Origin of the sequence: Nitrospirillum viridazoti CBAmc (assembly GCF_000730165.1) — a bacterium.
GTDB lineage: Bacteria > Pseudomonadota > Alphaproteobacteria > Azospirillales > Azospirillaceae > Nitrospirillum > Nitrospirillum viridazoti.
The window spans coordinates 1,215,196-1,234,709 of the sequence record NZ_CP022110.1 but is presented as its reverse complement, the minus strand read 5'-3'; the positions used below and the strand labels follow the sequence as shown (position 1 = coordinate 1,234,709).

15 protein-coding genes are annotated in these 19,514 nt (G+C 70.0%); 6 read left to right on the top strand and 9 right to left on the bottom strand.

The window, feature by feature from the left end:
* Window position 1: 1 nt before the first annotated feature.
* The gene (locus Y958_RS05770) at window positions 2–1,066 is read left to right on the top strand and encodes an ABC transporter ATP-binding protein (protein ID WP_088871247.1); all 1,065 of its coding nucleotides are present in this window, start codon (window positions 2–4) and stop codon (window positions 1,064–1,066) included.
* On the opposite strand, the gene Y958_RS05765 is transcribed toward Y958_RS05770, so the two are convergent.
* From Y958_RS05765 to Y958_RS05740, 6 genes are all read right to left on the bottom strand, one after another.
* Complete coding sequence (locus tag Y958_RS05765) at window positions 1,063–1,752, bottom strand: DNA-3-methyladenine glycosylase I (protein WP_088872507.1); 690 nt, start codon at window positions 1,750–1,752, stop codon at window positions 1,063–1,065. The genes Y958_RS05770 and Y958_RS05765 overlap by 4 nt on opposite strands.
* A 72-nt stretch (window positions 1,753–1,824) precedes the next feature.
* The gene (locus Y958_RS05760; RefSeq protein ID WP_088871246.1) at window positions 1,825–3,330 is read right to left on the bottom strand and encodes a S10 family peptidase; all 1,506 of its coding nucleotides are present in this window, start codon (window positions 3,328–3,330) and stop codon (window positions 1,825–1,827) included.
* A gap of 239 nt (window positions 3,331–3,569) precedes the next feature.
* Entirely contained in the window at window positions 3,570–3,980 is a 411-nt protein-coding gene (locus Y958_RS05755; RefSeq protein ID WP_040848717.1) for a hypothetical protein, read from the bottom strand.
* Between the two features lie 78 nt (window positions 3,981–4,058).
* Complete coding sequence (locus Y958_RS05750) at window positions 4,059–6,725, bottom strand: tyrosinase family protein (RefSeq protein ID WP_186291279.1); 2,667 nt, start codon at window positions 6,723–6,725, stop codon at window positions 4,059–4,061.
* A 160-nt stretch (window positions 6,726–6,885) separates the two neighbouring features.
* Window positions 6,886–7,479 carry a flavodoxin family protein gene (locus Y958_RS05745; RefSeq protein WP_088871244.1) on the bottom strand — a complete coding sequence of 198 codons (594 nt, stop codon included), beginning with the start codon at window positions 7,477–7,479 and terminating at the stop codon, window positions 6,886–6,888.
* A 26-nt stretch (window positions 7,480–7,505) separates the two neighbouring features.
* Complete coding sequence (locus Y958_RS05740) at window positions 7,506–8,450, bottom strand: sigma-70 family RNA polymerase sigma factor (protein ID WP_244909387.1); 945 nt, start codon at window positions 8,448–8,450, stop codon at window positions 7,506–7,508.
* Between the two features lie 122 nt (window positions 8,451–8,572).
* On the opposite strand from Y958_RS05740, the gene Y958_RS05735 reads away from it, so the two are divergent.
* The 4 genes from Y958_RS05735 to Y958_RS05720 all read left to right on the top strand — a co-directional run bounded on the left by Y958_RS05735 (window position 8,573) and on the right by Y958_RS05720 (window position 11,812).
* Window positions 8,573–9,679 (top strand): carbohydrate kinase, encoded by a 1,107-nt coding sequence (locus Y958_RS05735; protein WP_088871243.1) that lies wholly within the window; start codon window positions 8,573–8,575, stop codon window positions 9,677–9,679.
* 8 nt (window positions 9,680–9,687) lie between these two features.
* A complete protein-coding gene (locus Y958_RS05730; protein ID WP_088871242.1) occupies window positions 9,688–10,602 on the top strand; it encodes a pseudouridine-5'-phosphate glycosidase in 915 nt (304 codons plus the stop codon).
* A 77-nt stretch (window positions 10,603–10,679) separates the two neighbouring features.
* Window positions 10,680–11,159, top strand: coding sequence for a helix-turn-helix transcriptional regulator (locus Y958_RS32735; RefSeq protein ID WP_211098543.1), 480 nt, complete (start codon window positions 10,680–10,682; stop codon window positions 11,157–11,159).
* Window positions 11,160–11,263: 104 nt separating this feature from the next.
* Window positions 11,264–11,812: a DUF4199 domain-containing protein gene (locus tag Y958_RS05720; RefSeq protein ID WP_088871240.1), complete on the top strand. Its 549-nt coding sequence runs from the start codon at window positions 11,264–11,266 to the stop codon at window positions 11,810–11,812.
* Here the strand turns inward: Y958_RS05720 and Y958_RS05715 are convergent, their stop codons facing one another.
* From Y958_RS05715 to Y958_RS05705, 3 genes are read right to left on the bottom strand one after another with little or no spacing between them, the layout of a single operon-like run.
* Window positions 11,813–12,490, bottom strand: coding sequence for a cupin domain-containing protein (locus tag Y958_RS05715; RefSeq protein WP_244909386.1), 678 nt, complete (start codon window positions 12,488–12,490; stop codon window positions 11,813–11,815).
* Window positions 12,491–12,536: 46 nt separating this feature from the next.
* The gene (locus Y958_RS05710) at window positions 12,537–13,661 is read right to left on the bottom strand and encodes an alpha/beta fold hydrolase (RefSeq protein WP_088871239.1); all 1,125 of its coding nucleotides are present in this window, start codon (window positions 13,659–13,661) and stop codon (window positions 12,537–12,539) included.
* Between the two features lie 52 nt (window positions 13,662–13,713).
* Window positions 13,714–16,203, bottom strand: a complete 2,490-nt coding sequence (locus Y958_RS05705; RefSeq protein ID WP_211098542.1) for a zinc-dependent metalloprotease — start codon at window positions 16,201–16,203, stop codon at window positions 13,714–13,716.
* Window positions 16,204–16,446: 243 nt separating this feature from the next.
* On the opposite strand from Y958_RS05705, the gene Y958_RS05700 reads away from it, so the two are divergent.
* Window positions 16,447–19,506 (top strand): ligand-binding sensor domain-containing diguanylate cyclase, encoded by a 3,060-nt coding sequence (locus tag Y958_RS05700; RefSeq protein WP_211098541.1) that lies wholly within the window; start codon window positions 16,447–16,449, stop codon window positions 19,504–19,506.
* Window positions 19,507–19,514: the final 8 nt, after the last annotated feature.

Below are 19,514 nucleotides of genomic sequence, written 5' to 3'. Positions count from 1 at the left end.
CATGGCCACCATCACGCTTTCCAACCTCAGCAAGGATTACGGCGGCGGCCCGGTGCTGCGCGGCATTGACCTGGAGATCCGCGAGGGGGAGTTCGTAGCCCTGATGGGGCCGTCGGGCTGCGGCAAGTCCACCCTGCTGCGCCTGATCGCCGGGCTGGAGGAGCCCAGTGGCGGCGAGATTCGCATCGACGGCCGGCGGGTGAACGAGGTGGCGCCCAAGGACCGGGACCTGGCCATGGTGTTCCAGTCCTACGCCCTCTACCCGCACATGACGGTGCGGGAAAACATGAGCTTCGCCCTGAAGCAACGCCGCCTGCCGCAGGCTGAAATCACTCGGGCGGTGGAGGGTGCTGCCGCCAAGCTGGGCTTGACCAATCTGCTGGAGCGCAAGCCCAAAGCCCTGTCGGGCGGCCAGCGCCAGCGCGTGGCCATGGGCCGCGCCATCGTACGCAACCCCAAGGCCTTCCTGTTCGATGAGCCCCTATCCAACCTGGACGCCCGCCTGCGCGAGCAGATGCGCTATGAGATCCGCAAGCTGCACCGCGAGCTGGGCGCCACCAGCGTCTATGTCACCCACGACCAGGTGGAGGCCATGACCATGGCCGACCGCATCGTGGCCCTGAACGACGGCGCCATCCAGCAGGTGGGCGCTCCGCAAGAGCTGTACGACCAGCCCGCCAATCTGTTCGTGGCGGGCTTCCTGGGCTCTCCGCCCATGAACTTCGTGGACGCGACGCTGGCGCCCGATGGCGCCCTGGTGGCGGAGGGCCAGACGCTGGCCCGCGTCTCCCCGCCCGCCGGCCTGGCGGCCGGGACCACCCTCACCCTGGGCCTGCGACCGGAGCGCCTGGCCCTGACCGATCCAACCAAGGGCTCGGCTGTTCGCGTTGACGTGGTAGAGACCACGGGCACCGGCCGGGTGGTGCACCTGGCCCTTGGCCCGCAACGCCTGAAGCTGTTCACCATGGACCCGCGCCCACTGGCGCCAGGTGACGTTGTGGGCCTGGTCGTGCCGCCGGGCGCGCCGCTGCTGTTCGATCCGGTGAGCGGCGCCCGCCTGTCTTAGTGATACGGCCCGCTTTCGACACTCATGGCCAGGAGTCGGCTCAGTGCCGTCAGATCGCGGCCGGTCTCCGCCGACCACGTGTTGAACGCCTGCTGCACCTTGGCCATGTCGCCCTTGCCGCCCGGCGCCTTGGTCAGCACGCCTTCGCGGATCAGGGCCGTCACCACGTCCTGGGTGAGAATGAAGGCGGGCTTGCCCAGGGTGCGCAGGAAGCGCATGCCGGTCTCGCCGCCCAGGCGGCTGGCGCGTTTCTTCAGCACCTCCAGCAAACCCACAAAGTCGGCGTCGGGCCAGCCGGCGAAGAAGCGGGCCGCACTGCCGTGTTCAGCCGCCAGGTCCAGCAGGAACTGGGCGTTCACCTGCACCGCCCGCACCTTGGCGGCGTTGCGGATGATGCGCGTGTCCTTCAACAGCGCGTCGAACCACTCTTCCGACATGGCAGCGCAGCGGTGGACGTCGAAGCCTTCGAACGCCTCTTCGAAGCCGGGCCATTTGGCGTTGATGACCTTCCAGGAGAAGCCGCCCTGGAACAGGTGGCGCGTCATCTCCGCCAGGATGCGGGCGTCGGGGATGGCGGCGATGGCATCAGCAGTGCGCGACCGGTGCTCGGCCAGCTTGGCCTCCAGCGCCTCGGGCCCACCATGGCGAGCCGCCGCCAGCGCCACGACCGCATCGAAATCCGACATGCGCATCTCCCCAAATGAAAAGCCGGCCGGGAGCGTGTCCCGGCCGGCGATCACTTTACCTCAGGTTCAATCTCACTTGGCGTCGTACATCGCCATCACGTCCTTGCGGAAGGCGGCGCCGCTGTCGGGGCGGGCGTAGAACATGTGGCCGCCGGGGTACATGCGCAGCTTCACCCGCTCCGCGACGCCGTAGGTCGGCATCTGGTCGATCAGCATGCGCGAGCCGAAGTAGGGGCAGGACAGGTCGTTCCAGCCGTGGACGATGGTCACCGCCATCTTGGGGTCGTTGGCGATGGCCTTGCGCAGGTCGGTGACGGGGTTGTCGGTGTCGTCCCGGTCCCACAGCTTGTTGACCTCATACGACAGGGCGTTGTAGCGCGCCTCCACCTTCCAGCCGACCTGGTTGGTGACGAAGTCCGCCATAGCCGACGTGGTGGGGGCGATCAGGCCGTCCAGCAGCGGGTCGTTGTACCGGGCCTCGGCGCTGGAGGGGAACGGGTCGAAGGCGGTGACGTTGCTGTCGTAGACCGAGCCCACCTTGCCGTCGGCGCGGTGGATTTCACGCAGGTAGGTGCCGATGTCCACCCGGCCGTTCATGCGGCGCACCAGCTTGGGGTCCAGGCCGGTCAGCTCCGCCACCTTGGCGGACAGGCGGTCGGTGGCGGCCTTGTCGCGCGGGCCGGCCATCAGGTCCTGCATGAACTCGGTGCGGTCATACTTCTCGACCGGGCCCATGGTGGTCTCGTTCAGGGGCTTGCCCTGGCGCTCGAAATTGCCGGCGGCCATGGCCGTCAGGTTGATCATCCACGGCAGGGGCGACAGGGCGTCGGCCTCACCGATGGCCGGCGGGTCCAGGTAGGGCGACACCAGGGTCATGCCCGACACGCCCACGCCGATGCGGCTCTGCAGGTAATAGGCCAGGCGCGGCAGGCGATAGCCGCCGTAGCTCTCGCCCACCAGGTACTTCTTGCTGGTCAGGCGGTTGTTGGTCAGCAGCCAGTCATAGATGATGCGGCTGAGGTAATGGATGTCGGAATCGGCCGTGTAGAAGGCCTTCTTCGTCTGTTCCTCATCCACCTTGGTGCGGGAGAAGCCGGTGCCGATGGGGTCGATGAAGACCAGGTCGGTGAAGTCCAGCCAGCTGTTGGCGTTGTCCTTCAGGATGGCCGGGTCGGACGGGCTGTCGCCGGCCTTGCCGAAGGCCACCTGCTTCGGCCCAATGGCGCCCAGGTTCAGATAGACGGAGGAGGCGCCAGGGCCGCCGTTGAAGGCGAAGGTCACCGGGCGCGCGGCGGCGCCGGAACCGGCGACGGTGTAGGCGGTGTACACCACCTCGCCAATGGTCTTGCCCTTCTCATCCTTCACCGGCAGGGAGCCGACGGTGGCCGTGTACTCGACGCGCTTGCCGGCGATGGTGGCCGTCTGCTTGACCGACTTCGGGGCCGGGAACGGCGCCAGCTCGCCATCATCTTTCGGCGCTTCCTTGCCCGGCTTGTCGGCGGGCTTGTCAGCGGCATAGGTGGGCGCGCCCATGGCCATCAACAGGGCGAAGCACGAGACGAAAGTGGTGATGCGCATGAAGGATGGTCCCCCTGATCGGTCGGCATCTTTGTGCCTGATGGCGACTTTTAGACCATGGTCGCCACCGCCCCGCAAGCCCGTGGCACCCCCTGCGGCATCGGGGTGCCATTTGGGCCGGACCTTGGGTTGATGAATGGCCCCATGACGGCCCTGAGCGCAACCGGTGGGGCCCCGACCCGCCGGCATGCAGGATATCGTATCCGAAAATAGCTCGTGTGAGTCGCGGCCGCCCGGTCTCAGAAGCCACGCGGATAGGGCACGGTGCGCAGCCAGTCGCGGATGGTCGCCAGTTCATCGGCGGTGGCATGGCGCCGCGCCGTGGCGGGGCTCAGCACCGGCATGCGGGCCGGCGTCTTGCCATCGGCACTGGGCGACAGCATGCGCACCAGCGCGCACTTCTGGGTGATGTCGGCGTCGCTCATGGTGGCATAGGGCAGATCGGGGATCAGCGGCGTGTCGCTGCTGGCCTGCCCGCCGCCATAGGGGTTGGCGATGGAGGTCAGCAGTTCCCGCTCCGTCTCCCAGCTGTAGCGGCCCTGGGCGTCGTGGCGGCCGTAAATCTCATAGCGCGCCTGGACGTCGTCCTGCGAGGCGGTGATGGTGAACAGGATAGTCTGCACATCGGTGAAGGTCGGTGGATTGGCCATGGGGACTTTCCTTGGGGCAAGGACCGGACGGCGGGGCATGCGGGCCACGACGCCGTCCGGCGGACGGAGTGAACGGGGTCAGCCGGCCGCCAGCGTCAGCATGCGCCGCGCCGTCTTCAGCGCCGCCTGCTCCGCCGGCGAGGCCGCCGACAGGGTGTCCAGCAGGTGGGCCAGGCGGGCGCGCTGGTCCGGCGGCAGGTCGCGGCCATGGTCCTGGACATAGGCGCCGACGGCGGCGATGGCCTGGGCCTTCAGTTCCGCCGGGGCCGTCCGGTCCCGGTCCAGGCCACCCACCACGCCCTCGAAGGCCGCCTCGTTCATATGGCGCAGGCTGTTGACGGCCGCCGCACGGGACTCCACCGTGGCCTTGGCGTCCGCCGCCAGGCCCTTGACCAGGCTGATGGTGGCCGCGTCGCCGTTGTGGGACAGCACGGTGGCGGCCAGCGCCTTGGTCTTCCACCAATCGACGCCCACGCTGGTGGGCGTGGTGGCACTCGCCTTCAGAAGGCGGCGCATGGTGTCCAGCGTCACGGCCCTGTTGAACGGGGTGGCGCAGCTGGCGATGGCCCGGCCATGCACATGGCGGCTGTTGGCCGCCGGCACCGCCTCGAACAGGTTGGTGGAGGCGACGAAGGCCGCGGCATCCTGCGGGAAGATGCGCACCGCGTCGGTCGGCTTCGCCAGGAAGCGCTGCAGCTCCACCGTCAGGCCGCCCACGACGCAGGGGTCGTTTTCAGGCACGCCGTTGCGGGCGGCGGTGTACAGGCCCTTGTCCAACACAGACATCGTCTTGGGCACGGGCATCGGCTGTGGCGCTGCCTCCGCCGGCATGTCTACCGGGCGGTTGGCGAACATCTCCATGGCCCGCACCCGTTCCACCGCGTGGGCCAGCGTGGGATGCTTGGCGTCGCCCTCTACCTTGTAGGCCGTCTCCACCGCCGTGGCGGTATCGACGCGGGCCAGAATGTCCAGGGCGGCCGCGCGCACCTCCGGATCCTCGGCGGTCGCCAGGGCCACGCCCTGGAGGGCGCTCTTGGCACCGGTGTCGGACGCCGCCGCCAGATCCACCTGTGCCGCCTGCTCCACCCGGTCGGCCGCCGGGCGATCCTTGGCCAGGAAGGCGGCCAGGGCCGTGGCGGTGGAGGGCGCGTCGCCCTGGAAGGGCAGGCTCTGCTGCCTGGGCGACCACGGCAGGTTGTCATAGCCGACGCCGGCGTCGGTGTCGGGCGTGACATAGCCGGCATAGTCGATCAGCTCACCCGGCGTGGGCCTGGCCGGCGCCTGCGGCCACAGGCCCGGCACGCCGGAGGGTGCGAAGGGGCCGCCCACGGTCTGCGGCGGCCGGCGGGCGCTGAAGGTTTCCACCGGCTTGGGCTGGATCTCCTCATTCCACGGCCACATGGTATCGCGCAGGTGATGGCCCAGCGGGTTGGTCTTGTTGCTGGGCTTGCCGTCGGCATAGGCGTCGTTGGGCCAGTACTGCGCGGGATCGGCGCCGTCGGAGCGGAAGCGGTCGTAATGCTGCTGCCAAGCCGCCCACAGCCAGTCGAAATAGGTGTGGAAGGGCCAGAACATCGGATCGCTGGGCGAGATCATGCAGTTGGACATCCACACGCCGGACCAGCCGTGGCCGATGTTGTGGGGATTGGCCTCCACCGAGCCGGCCATGAAGGAATAGTTGGACTTCAGCCCCGCCTTGGATGTGTCCAGCAGCATGCCCGGCGTGTTGAACAGCTTGATGTTGTTGCGATCCTGCCGCCAGCGCATCAGCGGCCCGCGGCCCGGCATGTTCCAGCCGTACAGCGGGTTGCCGGCGTCGAAACGGATCAGTTCCGTCGCCATGAAGTCCGGGTCGCCGGCCACCGTGTTGGCGCCGGTGAAGTCGGCATGGAACACCGTCGCCCCATCCTTGCCCGGCGAATAGTACATGGGCCAGTAGGGCAACGTGACCGAAGGGTCCACCTTCTGCAGCGCCCGCTCCAGCTCCAGCAGGAAGGCGCGGTGCCAGGCGACGAAGGCTGCGGCCTTGTGTTCCTGGTCCGGATAGCCGATGTCCGCCGGTTCCGCGAAGCCACGGGCGCCGATGTCGTGCATGTCCACCAGGAAGGTGTAGGTGTCGCGCCAGCGGGGATCCGGCGACTTCTGGAAGCGCAGCGCCGCCAACGCCCAGAGGAAGCGGCTGCGCTCCTCGGCGCTCAGCGTCTCCTCATTGCGGCGCACGCGCACCATGACCTGGGCGCCGCCGACCACCGGCCCAGTGGCGCTGCCCTGGTGGGCAACGATGGCCGTGTCCTTGTCGTCGCGGCTGAAGTGCGGGAAGTCGCCGGCCACGACGATGGGCTGGGGCGTGCCGTCGGCCTTCAGCGTCAGGGTGATCTGGTCCTTGGCGCCGCCACCCTCCACCGCCTTCCTGTAGTCGTCCGCCGTCAGGGCGAAATTGACATGGCCCTTGCCCTCGGCCGGGGCGGCGCCGTTGGTCAGCACCACGGTGACGGTGGCCCCCGGCGGCAGGGCGGAGCCGGGACGGACCCGCACCAGCGTCGGGCTGGGCGCCCAGGTGACATAGTCGAAGTGCGTACCCGTCTGGGCATCGCCATGGACCAGGATTTCCACCTGCGCGCCGGCGGCGGCGGCCGGGGCTTGGGCGGCCGCCCCCGCCGCCAGCCCCACGCCCAGCGCCACGGCGGCGCATAGGCCGCCCCACCAGGCCCTTGCCGTCACCGGCCGCCGCATTCCATCCCCCATCCGTTCATCCCCCGCAAGGCGCCTTGGCGACTTGCTCGCCATGAACGCATTAATTAAAAGATCAACAACCTGGAGTATGAGCGTATCGGGGTAAGGGCGCCAAGGGCCTATTCGTATGCGGGTGGTGATTAAATTGTTTTACAACTTAAGTTGCCACCCATCACGCCGCCGCCCGTCCCCGCAGGAACTGCGCCGTGACCTCGGCCACCCGCCGGCCCAGATGGCGGGCGGTGGCCAAGTCCGAGGGTGGTGGTGCCAGGTCGGGCCCCTGGTCGGCGTTGGACTGGGCGGCGGCGCCCAGGAAAAAGCCCAGGCGGTTCAGGTCTTCCGCCGAGCCGGTGGAGGTGTTGTTGCCCGGCGGCAGGCCCAGGTTGACCCAGTGCATGCCGTGCTGGGCAGCGAACAGGGCCATCTGCATCAGTGTCGACAGCTTGTCCCCCGATTGCCCGCCGGAATTGGTGAAGCCCGCCGCGATCTTGTCCCGCCAGACGAAACCTTTGGTCATGACCAAGCGGGACGTGGCGTCCTGGAAGGCTTTGAAGGCGGCGGAGGCCGAGGCCATGTAGGTGGGCGCACCAAAGATCAGCGCGTCGGCCACCAGCAGGTCGTTCCAGCGGCCATCCACCTCTTCCACCCCCAGCAGCAGGACCTCGGTCCCCGCCACTTGGCCGGCGCCCTCCGCCACCGCCGCCGCCTGGCGGGCGGTGTGGCCATAGCCGCTGTGGTACACCACGGCGATGCGTGCGTGCGTCATGTCGTTCTCCGTCGCTTTAAGGATGGTCAGGGGCTGGTCGCCAAGTGGCGCAGCTTGTCGGGGTTGCGCGTCACGTAGACGGCGCGGATGCGGCCGTCCCGGATGTCCAGCGCCGTGGTCTGCAGGGTGCCGCCTTGTTCCACCGTGACGAATCCGGGCAGGCCGCTGATGAGGGCGTAGCGCAGCAGGCGCGACGGCGTGCGCGTGAACAGCCGGGCCAGCCCCGCCAGCAGCTTCATGGCCGCGTCGATGCCCAGCACGGGCTCCAGCGTTGCCCGCACCCGGCCGCCACCGTCGGCATAGGCCGCCACATCCTCCGCCAGCAGGGTGCGCAGCCGCGCCAGGTCCCCCTCGCGCGACGCGGTAAAGAAGGCGGCTGCCAGACGCATTCCCTCCTCCCGCGCCACTGGAAAACGGGGCCGGGCGGCCTGGATATGGACCCGGGCACGGCTGGCCAGTTGGCGGCAGGTGGCGACCTCCCGCCCGATGGCCGGGGCCACCTCGGCGAAAGGCAGGCCAAAGACGTCGTGCAGCAGGAAGGCCGCGCGTTCCGGCGGCGACAGCCGCTCCAAGGCCAGCATCAGCGGCAGGGTCAGGGCGTCGGCGGCATCCTCGCCCAAATCGTCCGGCGCCTGCACCACCGGATCGGGCAGCCAGGGGCCGATATAGGACTCACGGGAGTGTCGGGCGGACTTCAGTTGGTCCAGGCACAGCCGGGTCACCACCCGCAGCAGGAAGCCGGCCGCGTCCCGCACGCCCGCCCGGTCGGTCATCACCCAGCGCAGGAAAGCCTCCTGCGCCACATCCTCCGCATCCGCGACCGAGCCCAGCATGCGATAGGCCAGGCGGGTCAGGCGCGGGCGCAGCGGTTCGAAGGTGGCGGCGGCGTCCTCAAGGACATCCGGTGGCATGTCGTTGGCAGGCATGGCCCTGATTCCCGGCGAGGCCAGCATCATGATCGTCTTTCCCATCGCGGTCATTCCTGACGACAGGACGAGCGGATGGACCGAAACGTGACAGCCGGCGCCGTAAAACATATGTTTTTATTGAAACATGTGTTTATAACGTCGAAAGACGTCCCAGCGGATACCCCATGACCGACCTCAGCGACCAGGAACGCGCGGTATTAGCCGCCATCGAGGCCAACCCCTTCGTCAGCCAGCAGGACATGGCCGACGCCCTGGGCCTGGCCCGCTCCACCGTCGCCGCCCACGTGGTCAGTCTGACGCGGAAGGGCCGGCTGCTGGGCCGGGGCTATATCCTGCCGGCCGGGCGCCGCGTGGTCTGCCTGGGCGGGGCGGTGCTGGACCGCAAGTACCAGGCGCTGGCCCCCCTGGTCCCGGCCACCTCCAACCCGGTGACCGGCGTGCGCAGCCCCGGCGGCGTCGCCCGCAATGTGGCGGAGAACCTGGCCCGCCTGGCGGTGCCCACCGCCCTGGTCTCCCTGGTGGGGGAGGATGAGGCCGGCCGCGAAATCCTGAACCATCTGCGCGCCCTCGGCGTCGACGTCAGCCAGGCGGCGGCGACGGCGGAAGCGCCCACTGCAGAATACGCCGCCATCCTGGGCCCGGACGGCGACCTGGCGGTGGCAGCCGCCGACATGCGCATCTTCGACCTGTTCACCCCCGCCTTGCTGGATCGCGCCTGGCCACACTTGGCGGCGGCCAGCTGGGTCTTCGCCGACTGCAACTTGCCGGCGGAAACCGTGGCGGCCCTGGTCACGCGGCGGCGGGGCGCCGGCTTCCACCTGGCCGTCGACGCCGTCTCCATCCCCAAGCTGGCGCGCCTGCCCCGGGACCTGACCGGCATCGACCTGCTGTTCATGAATCTGGATGAGGCCAACGCCCTGCTAGGCACCCGCCATGCGGGGCTGGAGGGCGCCCAGGCGGCCGCCCACGGATTGCGCGCCCACGGTGCGGCCGGCGCCGTCGTCACCCTGGGCGCCCAGGGCACAGCCGTCGCCGGCGACGACACAACCGCCACCTTCGCGGCCGTACCCGCCCAGGCCCTCGACACCACCGGCGCCGGCGACGCCATGATCGCCGGCACCCTGCACCGCCTGGTGGCCGGCGATAGCCTGCTGGCCGCCGCCAGGATGGGCGCCCTGGTGGGGGCCCTGACCACCGAAAGCAAAGCCAGCGTCCATCCCGGCCTGTCGCCGCAATTGCTGGCCGCCAACCTGCACCGCCTGACGATTTGAGGTTCCCGATGTCCCTCCTGAAGCCCGTCCTCAACCCCGAGGTCGCCGACGCGCTGGCCGCCGGCCGCCCGGTGGTGGCGCTGGAATCCACCATCATTACCCACGGCATGCCCTACCCTGCCAACCTGGAAACGGCGCTGGCGGTGGAGGATGTGGTGCGGGCCAACGGCGCCGTGCCCGCCACCATCGCCGTGGTGCGGGGCGTGGCTCGCGCCGGCCTGACGGCGGCGGAGCTTGAGGATTTGGCCCAGGCCAAGGGTGTCGTGAAGGCGTCCAGCCGGGATCTCGCCGCCGTCATGGTGCGGCGAGGCAGCGCCGGCACCACCGTGTCCGCCACCATGCGCCTCGCCGACCTGGCCGGCATCCCCCTGTTCGCCACCGGCGGCGTGGGCGGCGTGCACCGGGGGGCGGAGGCCACCTTCGACATCTCCGCCGACCTGACGGAGCTGGGCCGCACGCCCACCACCGTGGTCTGCGCCGGGGTGAAGTCCATCCTGGACATCCCCAAGACGCTGGAGTTCCTGGAGACCCAGCGCGTGCCCGTCATCGCCTATGGCAGCGATGACTTCCCCGCCTTCTTCACCCGCAGCAGCGGCCACAAGGCCGACCATCGCCTGGACAGCGCTGAGGAGATCGCCGCCGCCATGCGCCTGCACCGCGATCTGGGCTGCGGCACCGGCATCCTGATCGCCAACCCCATCCCCGAGGCCGACGCCCTGGACCCGGCCTTCATCGACGGCACCATCACGGACGCGGTGGCGGAGGCCGAAGCCCGGGGCATCAGCCGCAAGGACCTGACGCCCTTCCTGCTGGCCCGCATCAACGAATTGTCGGGCGGCCGCAGCCTGACGGCCAACATCGCCCTGGTGAAGAACAACGCCGCCCTGGCCGCCCGCATCGCCGTGGCCTACGCCGCCAGCTGACAGCGGGCCAACTTGACAGCGGGGGTGGCCCCGGCGGACCTTCATGGCGACTGGTCCGATCAGCCTGAAGGAAAGCCATGCGCCGTCGCCTGTTGCCGCAGCGAATGCGGGCGGCGCTCCAGCGCCGGGCGGACTGGCTGCCGGCCGCGCGGCGCGTGGTGCTCTACGGCCTGGCGCTGGCCGCGGGCACGGCGGTCCTGCAGTGGCTGGATTACCAGCGCCTGGCCCGCGCCCATTCCGACGACATCTATATCCTCCTGATCGCGGCGGCCTTCCTGGCCCTGGGCGTGATGGTGGGCATGCGGCTCATGCGCCCCGCCCCGCCGCTGCCGGCCGAGGGCAACGTCCAGGCCCAGGCCGGCCTGGGCATCAGCGCGCGCGAGATGGCCGTATTGCGTGAGCTGGCGGCCGGGCGCTCCAACAAGGAGATCGCGCTGGTGCTGGACATCTCGCCCAACACGGTGAAGACGCACCTGGCCCGCCTGTTCGAGAAGCTGGGCGCCCAACGCCGCACCGACGCCGTCAACCGCGCCCGCGAGTTGGGTCTAGTGCCCTGAATAAAGGGTGATTCCGGCCAAATCACCCGTTCGGGCGATTGCCCGCAGCCGGGTTTGCGGGCCAGTGAGGGGCACGGATCACACGGAACCAAAGGGGCGTTCGCATGCTGCGCAAAATCCTCACCTACGGCCTGGCCGCGGGCCTCATCTCCGGCCTGGCTATGGGGGTCCTGACCACGGTCCCACACGGGCACCTGCCCATGGCCGTGGAGATGGCCCTGGGCTACGCCACCATGCTGGTGGCGCTCAGCACCATCTTCCTGGCGGTGAAGCGCCACCGCGACACCGCCCTGGGCGGCGTCATCCGTTTCTGGCCCGCCCTGTTCCTGGGCCTGGGTATCAGCGTCGTCGGCGGGGTGATCTACGCCCTGGCGTGGGAGGTGACGCAGGCCCTGAACCACATGGACTATGTCAACGACTACGCCCAGGCCATGATCAGCCAGGAAAAGGCCAAGGGCGCCTCGGACGAGGCCCTGGCCGCCCTGACGGCGGAAATGGACAAGATGAGGGCGAAGTACGCCAACCCCTTCTACCGCCTGTCCTTGACCTTCAATGAGATCTTCCCCGTGGGCGTGCTGGTGTCGCTGGCTTCCGCCGGCCTGCTGCGCAACAGCCGCTTCTGGCCCGCCCGGCGCACGCCGGTCTTGGCCTGATCAGAAGGCGCAGACATCCGGGTGCAGCAGCGGCCCGGCCTTCAGCCAGACGCGGGCGCCCTGCCCGCCGGTATGGACCATCAGGTCCTGGCCGGCGGGCAGGCGCAGCCAGGACTGGGGGTGGAACGTCTCTTCCCTTTCGATAAAGCCGCCGGCCAGGACCAGCAGTTCCAGGCCCTGCGGATTGGCCACACGCACCTCGGCGTCCGGCCGCCAGTCCTCCAGCCGCACGTCCTCATGCCCGTCGGCGAACAGGCGCAGGGCCCGTTCAACGCCGGGGCGGACCGGCAGCGCCTCCCCCTCGCCAGGGAGCAGGACGACGCGGGCCTGGTCATCGGCCCGGAACTGCCACAGCTTCACGAAGATGACGCAGCCGGGGACGGAACCGGGGGCATGGGCCGTGCCGGGCGGGTTGCGGACATAGGTGCCGGCGGGGAAATCGCCCGTTTCATCCTGGAACATGCCGTCCAGCACCAGGAACTCCTCCCCGCCCGGATGGCCATGGGTGGGGAAGCGGCTGCCGGCGGCATAGCGGACGATGGAGGTGGCGCGCGCCTTCTCATCCCCGATGCGCGACAGCATGCGGCGGTCCACGCCCGGCGACGGGCTGGGCACCCAATCCATGCCACCGGCATGCACCGCCGTACGCACGGTCAGATCGTCGTTCAGCCGCATCATCGCCCCTCTTCCTTCATCTCAGGGGCGCCTCAACCCACGGGCCCAATCACGGGCCGTCCACCTCCGGCGCCACGTCGCCCACGGCCGCCGCCAGCGGCCGGGCGTCCTGCACCAGATGGACTAGCACCCGGCCCGGTTCCTCGCCATACATCATATGGGCGGAGTTCTCGAACCAGACGAAGCGCTTGGACGGGGCTGACAGCTTGCGGAACCAGGCCTGCACCGGTTCCGACGGCGTGGTGTAGTCATGCCGGCCGGCGAAGATGATGACGGGGCAGTCCAGCTTCGTCAGTCCGGTGAAGTTGGCCCCAGCCAGGTCGGGCAGCAGCTTGGGCAGGGAAAAGCCGCTGCCCTGGTCGATGGCCTTGAAGTCGGCATCGGAATAGTCCGGCGAAATCTTTTCGGCGTTTTCCCAATAGTCGTAATTGTCGCGGCCAAAGGTCAGGCCGCCGAACTTCACGGACCACTTGCGCTCCGTCCCCAGCTTGTCGATGGGCAGGCTGCCGTCCTTTTCCGGGTAGGGAGCGATGCTCTGCAGCTCGCGCACCGCCTGGGCGTCACCCCGCCGCTTCGCCTGATCCAGCACCCAGGCGTAGTTGACCTTCTCCGCCGCCACCGTGTCGATGATCTGGCCGGCGCCGATATAGGCGTACAGCCAGTCGGGCCGCCGGGCGGCCAGGTTCAGGCCGATGATGGTGCCCCAGGAGTGGCCGATGGCGAAAACCTTCTGCTTGCCATAGGTGGCGCGCAGATAGCCCACCAGTTCCTCCGCGTCGCGCACGATGCGGTCGGCGCTCAAGGTGGGCGCGATCTTGGCCGGGTCGTTCAGCAGATAGGTCTTGCCCGACCCGCGCTGGTCCCACTCCACCACGGTGAAATAGTCGGTCCACGGCGCCTCGAACAGATAGCGGGTGGGCAGCTCGGGCGCCGCCGGGCCACCGTGGATCACCAGCAGGATGGGGTTGCGCCTGTCCTTGCCGCGCACGGTGACCCATTGCTGGATGCCGCCGATCTCCACCGCCTTGGCCTCGTCGATGCCATTGGCGGAGACCACCTTGCCCACCGTGCCTAGGATGGCGCGGGTGTCGGGCGGCGGGGACGCCAAGGCCGGTACCGCGAGGGTGGCGATGGCCACCGCGATGGCGACGGATTTCAGGCTCGGACCACGCATGCACTTCCCCTCCGTTCAAAGATTTGGGGTGCAGGCTAGCGGCCGGTCCCGGTCAGGGCAAATCCATCCAGTCGCTTTCCCCGCCGATGGGGTCGCCCGGCGGCACCTCCACCGAGCGCGGATGGTCGGCCAGCAGTTTGTCCGCCTGCTGCGGGTCCAGCAGCTGGCGCGACAGGCTGAGGGCCCAGGCGCGCTCGTCGGCGTCGCCCCGGCCTTTCGCCAGGGTCTCCGCCACCTCGTGCACCCGCTGGTCCAGCAGGGCCGCCACCTCCGGCGTGGTGCCGGGACGGCGGGCCACCTGGGCCATGGTGACGATGGCGCGATAGGCGACGCGGCGGCTGACGGCATCGCTCCTGTCCGGCAGCACAGCGGCCGTCAGCCGTTCCAGCACCTCACCGACGCCCAGGGCCTGCGGATCGGCGGCGTGCTGTGCCGCCAGCCGGGCGAGACGCGTGGGCGCCAGCAGGGTGTTGAGCGTGATGGAGGCCGCGACGTCCGCCGCCACCAGCGGGTCAAACACCGGGCCGCCGGCGGTGGCGAACAGCTCGATATCGAACTGACGGTTGTCGCTGCCGTTGCGGGCGGCGGACAGCAGGGGCAACAGGCCGGCCGGCACGCGCAGCTGGTCGGCCGACAGGGTGGAGAGCAGGGCCGACAGGGCGGCACGCTGGGCGGCGGCGGCCACGGGCGCAGACGCCTCCCGCCCGTCGCCCTTCACCGAATAGGCGAAGGTGACGCCGCCCACCGACTTGGCAGCGGCGTTGACCTGATAACGATGCAGCAGCCAGATGGGCACGAAGCGGCGGCGCAGTTCAGCCACCGCCTCACCCGGCGCCAACGCCTTAAGGCCGAACTGGTCGATGGCGGCGCGGCGCACGGCCATCAGGCGGGTCAGCTCCGCCACCGGGTCGGCGCCGTCGTCCCACAGACCGCCCCAGGGCTGGGCCGTGTCCGGCCGGCGGGCGTTGTCGTCCTGGACATAGCGCAGGCCGGCGGCCACCGCTGCCGCGGCCTTGGCGTCGGCCGCCGCCTGGTCATCCTGGCCGGCGGGCGCAGTCCCGTACAGCCAGTCCACCGTCGCCCTATCCCAGGCGCCCACGCCGGTACCGTAGGCGTCCGACAGATCGGGATGACCATCGACCAGGCCGATGCGCGGGGCGGGATAGTCCATGACCGAGGCGCGGCCCTGCGTGCTGGCGGCGAAATTGTGGGCGAAGCCCAGGGCATGGCCCACTTCATGCGCGCCCAGCTGGCGCAGCCGGGCCAGCGCCACCTGGACGGGGTCGTTGGGCCCGCCGGCCCCCACCTTGTCCGCCCCCACCAGGCCTTCGAAGATCAGGATATCCTGCCGCACCCGTTCGGAGCCCAGGACCACCATGCCCTTCACGATCTCGCCCGTGCGCGGGTCCACGATCTCCTGCCCGTAGGACCAGCCGCGGGTGGCGCGGTCCACCCAGTTGACGATGTTATAGCGCACGTCCATGGGGTCCACACCCTCGGGCAGCGGCTCCGCCCGGAAGGCGTCGATGTAGCCGGCGGCCTCGAAGGCCTGGGCCCACCAGTTGATGCCCTCCAGCAGGGCGGTGCGCATCGGCTCCGGCACCGTGCGGTCCAGGTAGAAGACGATGGGCTTCTTGACGCGGGAGCGGGCGGCGGCCGGATCCACCTTTTCCAGGCGGAAGCGGTTGGCCACGTCATGCACCACGTCCTGGCCCAGGGGCCGGCCATAATCCACCGCCTGGGTGGAAAAGCCGCCCATGCGGGGGTCGAAGGCGCGCGGGGTGAAGCCGGGGGCCGGCAGGCGTACGAAACTGTGATGGACGGTGAAGCTGACCTGGCGGGCGTCCGGGGCAATGTTCTCCACCTCCGCCCCCGGATGGTCGGAGGTGTAGGTCTGGATGGCGTCGACCTCCAGGTTGTCGGGGAACAGCTTGAGCGAGGCGGGGTCGGCGGCGCTGAGGCCCCCATCCAGCCTGAAGCCCTTGCCCGCCCCCTGCGGTGCGCCACCGGTGCCGATGGCGTCGCCCTCCTGCCCAAGCGACTTGGCGATGCCCAGCATGTCGGCGGTCAGGAACTTGGCGATGTCCACCGCAACCCGCCCGTCAGGCAAGGGCACGGCGTCCCCCATCCACACGATGGAGGTGGCGAAGTCGGCGCTGGGGCCGGACGCCGTGGGGTTGCGGAAGCGCGGGTTTTCGAACTGGACGGCGACCTTGGCGCCCAGCAGGCGGAAGGCCAGCACCTGCGTCTGCCCGATGCGCCCCCGGTCCAGGAAGGTGGGGGCTGAACCCAGGCCGGTGCGCAGTGCCGGTGTGTAGAGGTAGCGCGCCATCACGCCGTCGGCAGCAGGCGCCGGCAGGGTCAGGAAGATCTTGCCGGCGGCCTTGTCGACCCGCACCGGCAACAGGCCGTCCTGCGCCGGCAGGTCACGCAGGGCCCCGGCTGGCCCCGACGGCGGCCCGGCAGGAGCCGCCGCCAAGGCGACGGGTGCTGTGGAAAAGACCAGCGCGGCAGCCCACACGGCCAACGATGACGAGCGCAACGGATGTCCCCCATGATCCCCTGTTTGGACGCACGATGTGCCGAAATCCCGCCTCCGCACAAGGGGCGGCTGAATTAGTCCCTTGAAAAACCTTTCCGTATCCGACGGACATCCATTATCCCTGACCAGAAGATAGCGTGTTGGTAGCGACACACCGGTGCTAAGACACGTCACACCTGTTATGGTTCCTACGTCAAACGGGCGATGGGCGGCAGCATCTTGAGCGTGAAGCGGGTAAGTGGGATGGTCCTCAGGGGATTGCGGCTGTGCCGTATCATCTTCCTGCTTGGACTCGTCGCCCTGCCGTCGCTGGCCCGCGCGGCGCCGGCGGATCGCTGGTCCGGCCTGGCCGAAACGGTGTTCCAGAATTATGGCCGTGACCAGGGCCTGCCCCATCCCGTGCCCACCGCCCTGGCGCAGGACCGTGACGGCTTCATCTGGGTGGGAACCCAGGGCGGCCTCGCCCGCTGGGACGGCTACCGCTTCAAAAGCTACGCCGCCAGCCCGGACGTGCCGGGCAGCCTGCCCAGCGACTTCATCAAAAGCCTGTTCATCGACCCCAAGGGACGGTTGTGGGTGGGTTCCAACAGCCTGTCGTTGTACGACGCCGCCGGCGACCGGTTTGAGACCATCCCCCTGGGCGCCATCAACGGGCGGCCGGACATCGGAGCCATCACCGACGATGGTGCCGGCGGATTGTGGATCGGCACCGATGACGGGCTGCGCCACCTGGACATCGACAGCCGCGCGGTGACCGTGCTGCGCGCCGGGACGCCGGAAGCGGGCGGCCTGCCCGCTGGCCGGGTGCAGGCGGTGCTGCGCGACGGTGCCGGCGGCCTGTGGGTGGGCACGGCGCAGGGCCTGGCCTACCGCAAGCCCGGCGGCGACGGCTTCACGGCCGTGGCACTGGGCGAGACGCCGCAAACGAACGTCTCGGTCCTGTTCCAGGACGGCGAGGGCCGCATCTGGGTCGGCACCATCCGATACGGGCTGTACGCCATAGACCAGCCGGGCGCCACCCCACGGGCGGTCAACCCCGCCGCCACCGACCTGACGGGCTGGATCTCCGCCATCTGCGCCTCGGGCCCGCATGAAATCTGGGTGGGCCTGCGCAACCGCAGCATCATCGCCATCGACACCCGGTCCGGCGCCATGCGCCCCATACGCCACGACCGCGCCCAGCCCAACAGCCTGGCCCATGACGACATCTGGGCCCTGCTGCGCGACAGCGCCGGCTCGATCTGGGTGGGCGGCACCGGTGGCCTCAGCTATCACCCCCACGACGCCGGCCTGGTCGCCACCGTCTTCGGCGGCAGCCGGCGGGAAGGCTTGAGCGCCAGCGACGTGTTCGCCCTGCTGTCCGCGCGGGATGGCCGGGCCTGGCTGGGCTATTTCGACGGCGGCATCGATGTCGTCGACCCGGCGGGGGGCCGGGTGGCGGCCCTGCGCCCCGATCCCAGCCGGCCGGAAGACGCCCTGCCGCCCGACATCGTCTTCTCCCTGGCCCAGGATGAGGCGGGCCGCGTCTATATCGCCACGCGGCGGGGCTTGTACCGCGCCGACCCCGCGGCCAGTGCCGTTCGTCGCGTCACCCTGCCCGGCGGCCGCGATCCGGCAGCCGCCACCATGTCGCTCATCGTCCGCGACGGCATGCTGTGGGTGGGCGGGGAGGAGGACGGGCTGCGCGGCTACACGCTGGACGGTCCCGGCGGCACGCCCGGCCGCCTGGTGTTCGGCGCCACGCCGGCCGACCAGGCCCAGCTATCCGACCGCACCATCCGCGCCCTGCTGTCCGGCGCCGGGCGGGACCTCTGGGTCGGCACGCGCAATGGCCTGAACCACATCGACATCGCCACCGGCGCCGTGGAACGCATCCCCCCAGCCCCCGGCGACCCCCAGGGCCTGCCGGACCCCTATGTCAGCAGCCTGTTGGTGGATCGTCAAGGCCGCCTCTGGGTCGGCACCTTCGGCGGCGGCCTGGCGCTGATGACTGGCCGGGACGCTGATGGCAGGCCGCGCTTCCGCCACTTCGGCCTGGCCCAGGGCATGCCCCACGCCAATGTCTGCAGCCTGGCGATGGACGGCGACGGCGTCATCTGGGCCGGCACCGACGACGGCTTGGCCCGCATCGACCCCGACACGCTGGAGGTGCGCGCGGTGCGCCGCGCCGACGGTTCCGCCCTGGTCGACTATTTCGTGGGCGCCAGCGCCGCCACCCCGGCGGGGGAGGCGCTGTTCGGATCCAAGGGCGGCATGACCGTGGTGCGCCCGGGCACCCTGCCCGCTTGGCGGTTTCCCGCCCCGGTGGTCATCACCGACCTGCGGGTGGGCGGCCACCCCATGCCCGTGGCCAGGGTGGGCGCGGCCGGTCCCCTGGTGCTGACGCCCGAAACCAACAGCCTGGCGGTGGAATTCGCCGCCCTGGACTACACCGCCCCCGCCCGCAACCGCTACGCCTATCGGCTGGAGGGGTATGACGCCGATTGGATCGAGGCGGACGTGAACCGCCGCCTGGCCGTCTACACCAACCTGCCGCCCGGCGACTACACCCTGCGCCTACGGGGCAGCAACCGCGACGGCGTGTGGGCGGAGCGGGACTTGACCCTGCCCCTGCGCGTGATGCCGGCCTGGTACCAGCGCCTGTGGCTGCGCCTGCTGGCGGCGGCGCTGGCAGTGGTGGCGGTGACGCTGCTGGTGCGCTGGCGCACCAGCTATCTGCGCCGGCGGCAGGCGGAACTGGAAAACCAGATCGCCGACCGCACCGCGGACCTGCGCGCCGCCAACGACCGCCTGACTCACCTGGCGACCACCGACCCGTTGACGGGCTGCGCCAACCGCCACCATTTCATGGAGCGGGCGCGCGACATGATCGCGCTGGCCAACCGCCACGGCACCCCCCTGGCCCTGGCCATCCTGGACCTCGACGAGTTCAAGCGCGTGAACGACACCTACGGCCATCCCGGCGGCGACGCCGTGCTGGCCCTCACGGGACGCGTCATCGCCAGCCATGTGCGCTCCACCGACCTGGTGGGCCGCATCGGCGGGGAGGAGTTCGCGCTGCTGATGCCCCACACCGCCGCCCATGGCGCCCGCCTGCTGGCCGACCGCCTGCGCCAGGCCATCAGCGACGAATGCGTGGCGATCGATGGCGGCACAACGATCCGCGTCACCGCCAGCCTGGGCCTGGCCGAACTGCGCGACGGCGAGGATCTGGACGCCCTCTACGTCCGCGCCGACGCCGCCCTCTACGTCGCCAAGCAATCCGGCCGCAACCGGGTGGAGATGACACGCTCGGCGCAGTGAGAGCCGAG

Coding starts and splice junctions, on each gene's coding strand:
- Y958_RS05770 (WP_088871247.1), top strand. CDS start 2: ATGGCCACCATCACGCTTTCCAACCTCAGCAAGGATTACGGCGGCGGC.
- Y958_RS05765 (WP_088872507.1), bottom strand. CDS start 1,752: ATGTCGGATTTCGATGCGGTCGTGGCGCTGGCGGCGGCTCGCCATGGT.
- Y958_RS05760 (WP_088871246.1), bottom strand. CDS start 3,330: ATGCGCATCACCACTTTCGTCTCGTGCTTCGCCCTGTTGATGGCCATG.
- Y958_RS05755 (WP_040848717.1), bottom strand. CDS start 3,980: ATGGCCAATCCACCGACCTTCACCGATGTGCAGACTATCCTGTTCACC.
- Y958_RS05750 (WP_186291279.1), bottom strand. CDS start 6,725: ATGGGGGATGGAATGCGGCGGCCGGTGACGGCAAGGGCCTGGTGGGGC.
- Y958_RS05745 (WP_088871244.1), bottom strand. CDS start 7,479: ATGACGCACGCACGCATCGCCGTGGTGTACCACAGCGGCTATGGCCAC.
- Y958_RS05740 (WP_244909387.1), bottom strand. CDS start 8,450: ATGGGAAAGACGATCATGATGCTGGCCTCGCCGGGAATCAGGGCCATG.
- Y958_RS05735 (WP_088871243.1), top strand. CDS start 8,573: ATGACCGACCTCAGCGACCAGGAACGCGCGGTATTAGCCGCCATCGAG.
- Y958_RS05730 (WP_088871242.1), top strand. CDS start 9,688: ATGTCCCTCCTGAAGCCCGTCCTCAACCCCGAGGTCGCCGACGCGCTG.
- Y958_RS32735 (WP_211098543.1), top strand. CDS start 10,680: ATGCGCCGTCGCCTGTTGCCGCAGCGAATGCGGGCGGCGCTCCAGCGC.
- Y958_RS05720 (WP_088871240.1), top strand. CDS start 11,264: ATGCTGCGCAAAATCCTCACCTACGGCCTGGCCGCGGGCCTCATCTCC.
- Y958_RS05715 (WP_244909386.1), bottom strand. CDS start 12,490: ATGATGCGGCTGAACGACGATCTGACCGTGCGTACGGCGGTGCATGCC.
- Y958_RS05710 (WP_088871239.1), bottom strand. CDS start 13,661: ATGCGTGGTCCGAGCCTGAAATCCGTCGCCATCGCGGTGGCCATCGCC.
- Y958_RS05700 (WP_211098541.1), top strand. CDS start 16,447: ATGGTCCTCAGGGGATTGCGGCTGTGCCGTATCATCTTCCTGCTTGGA.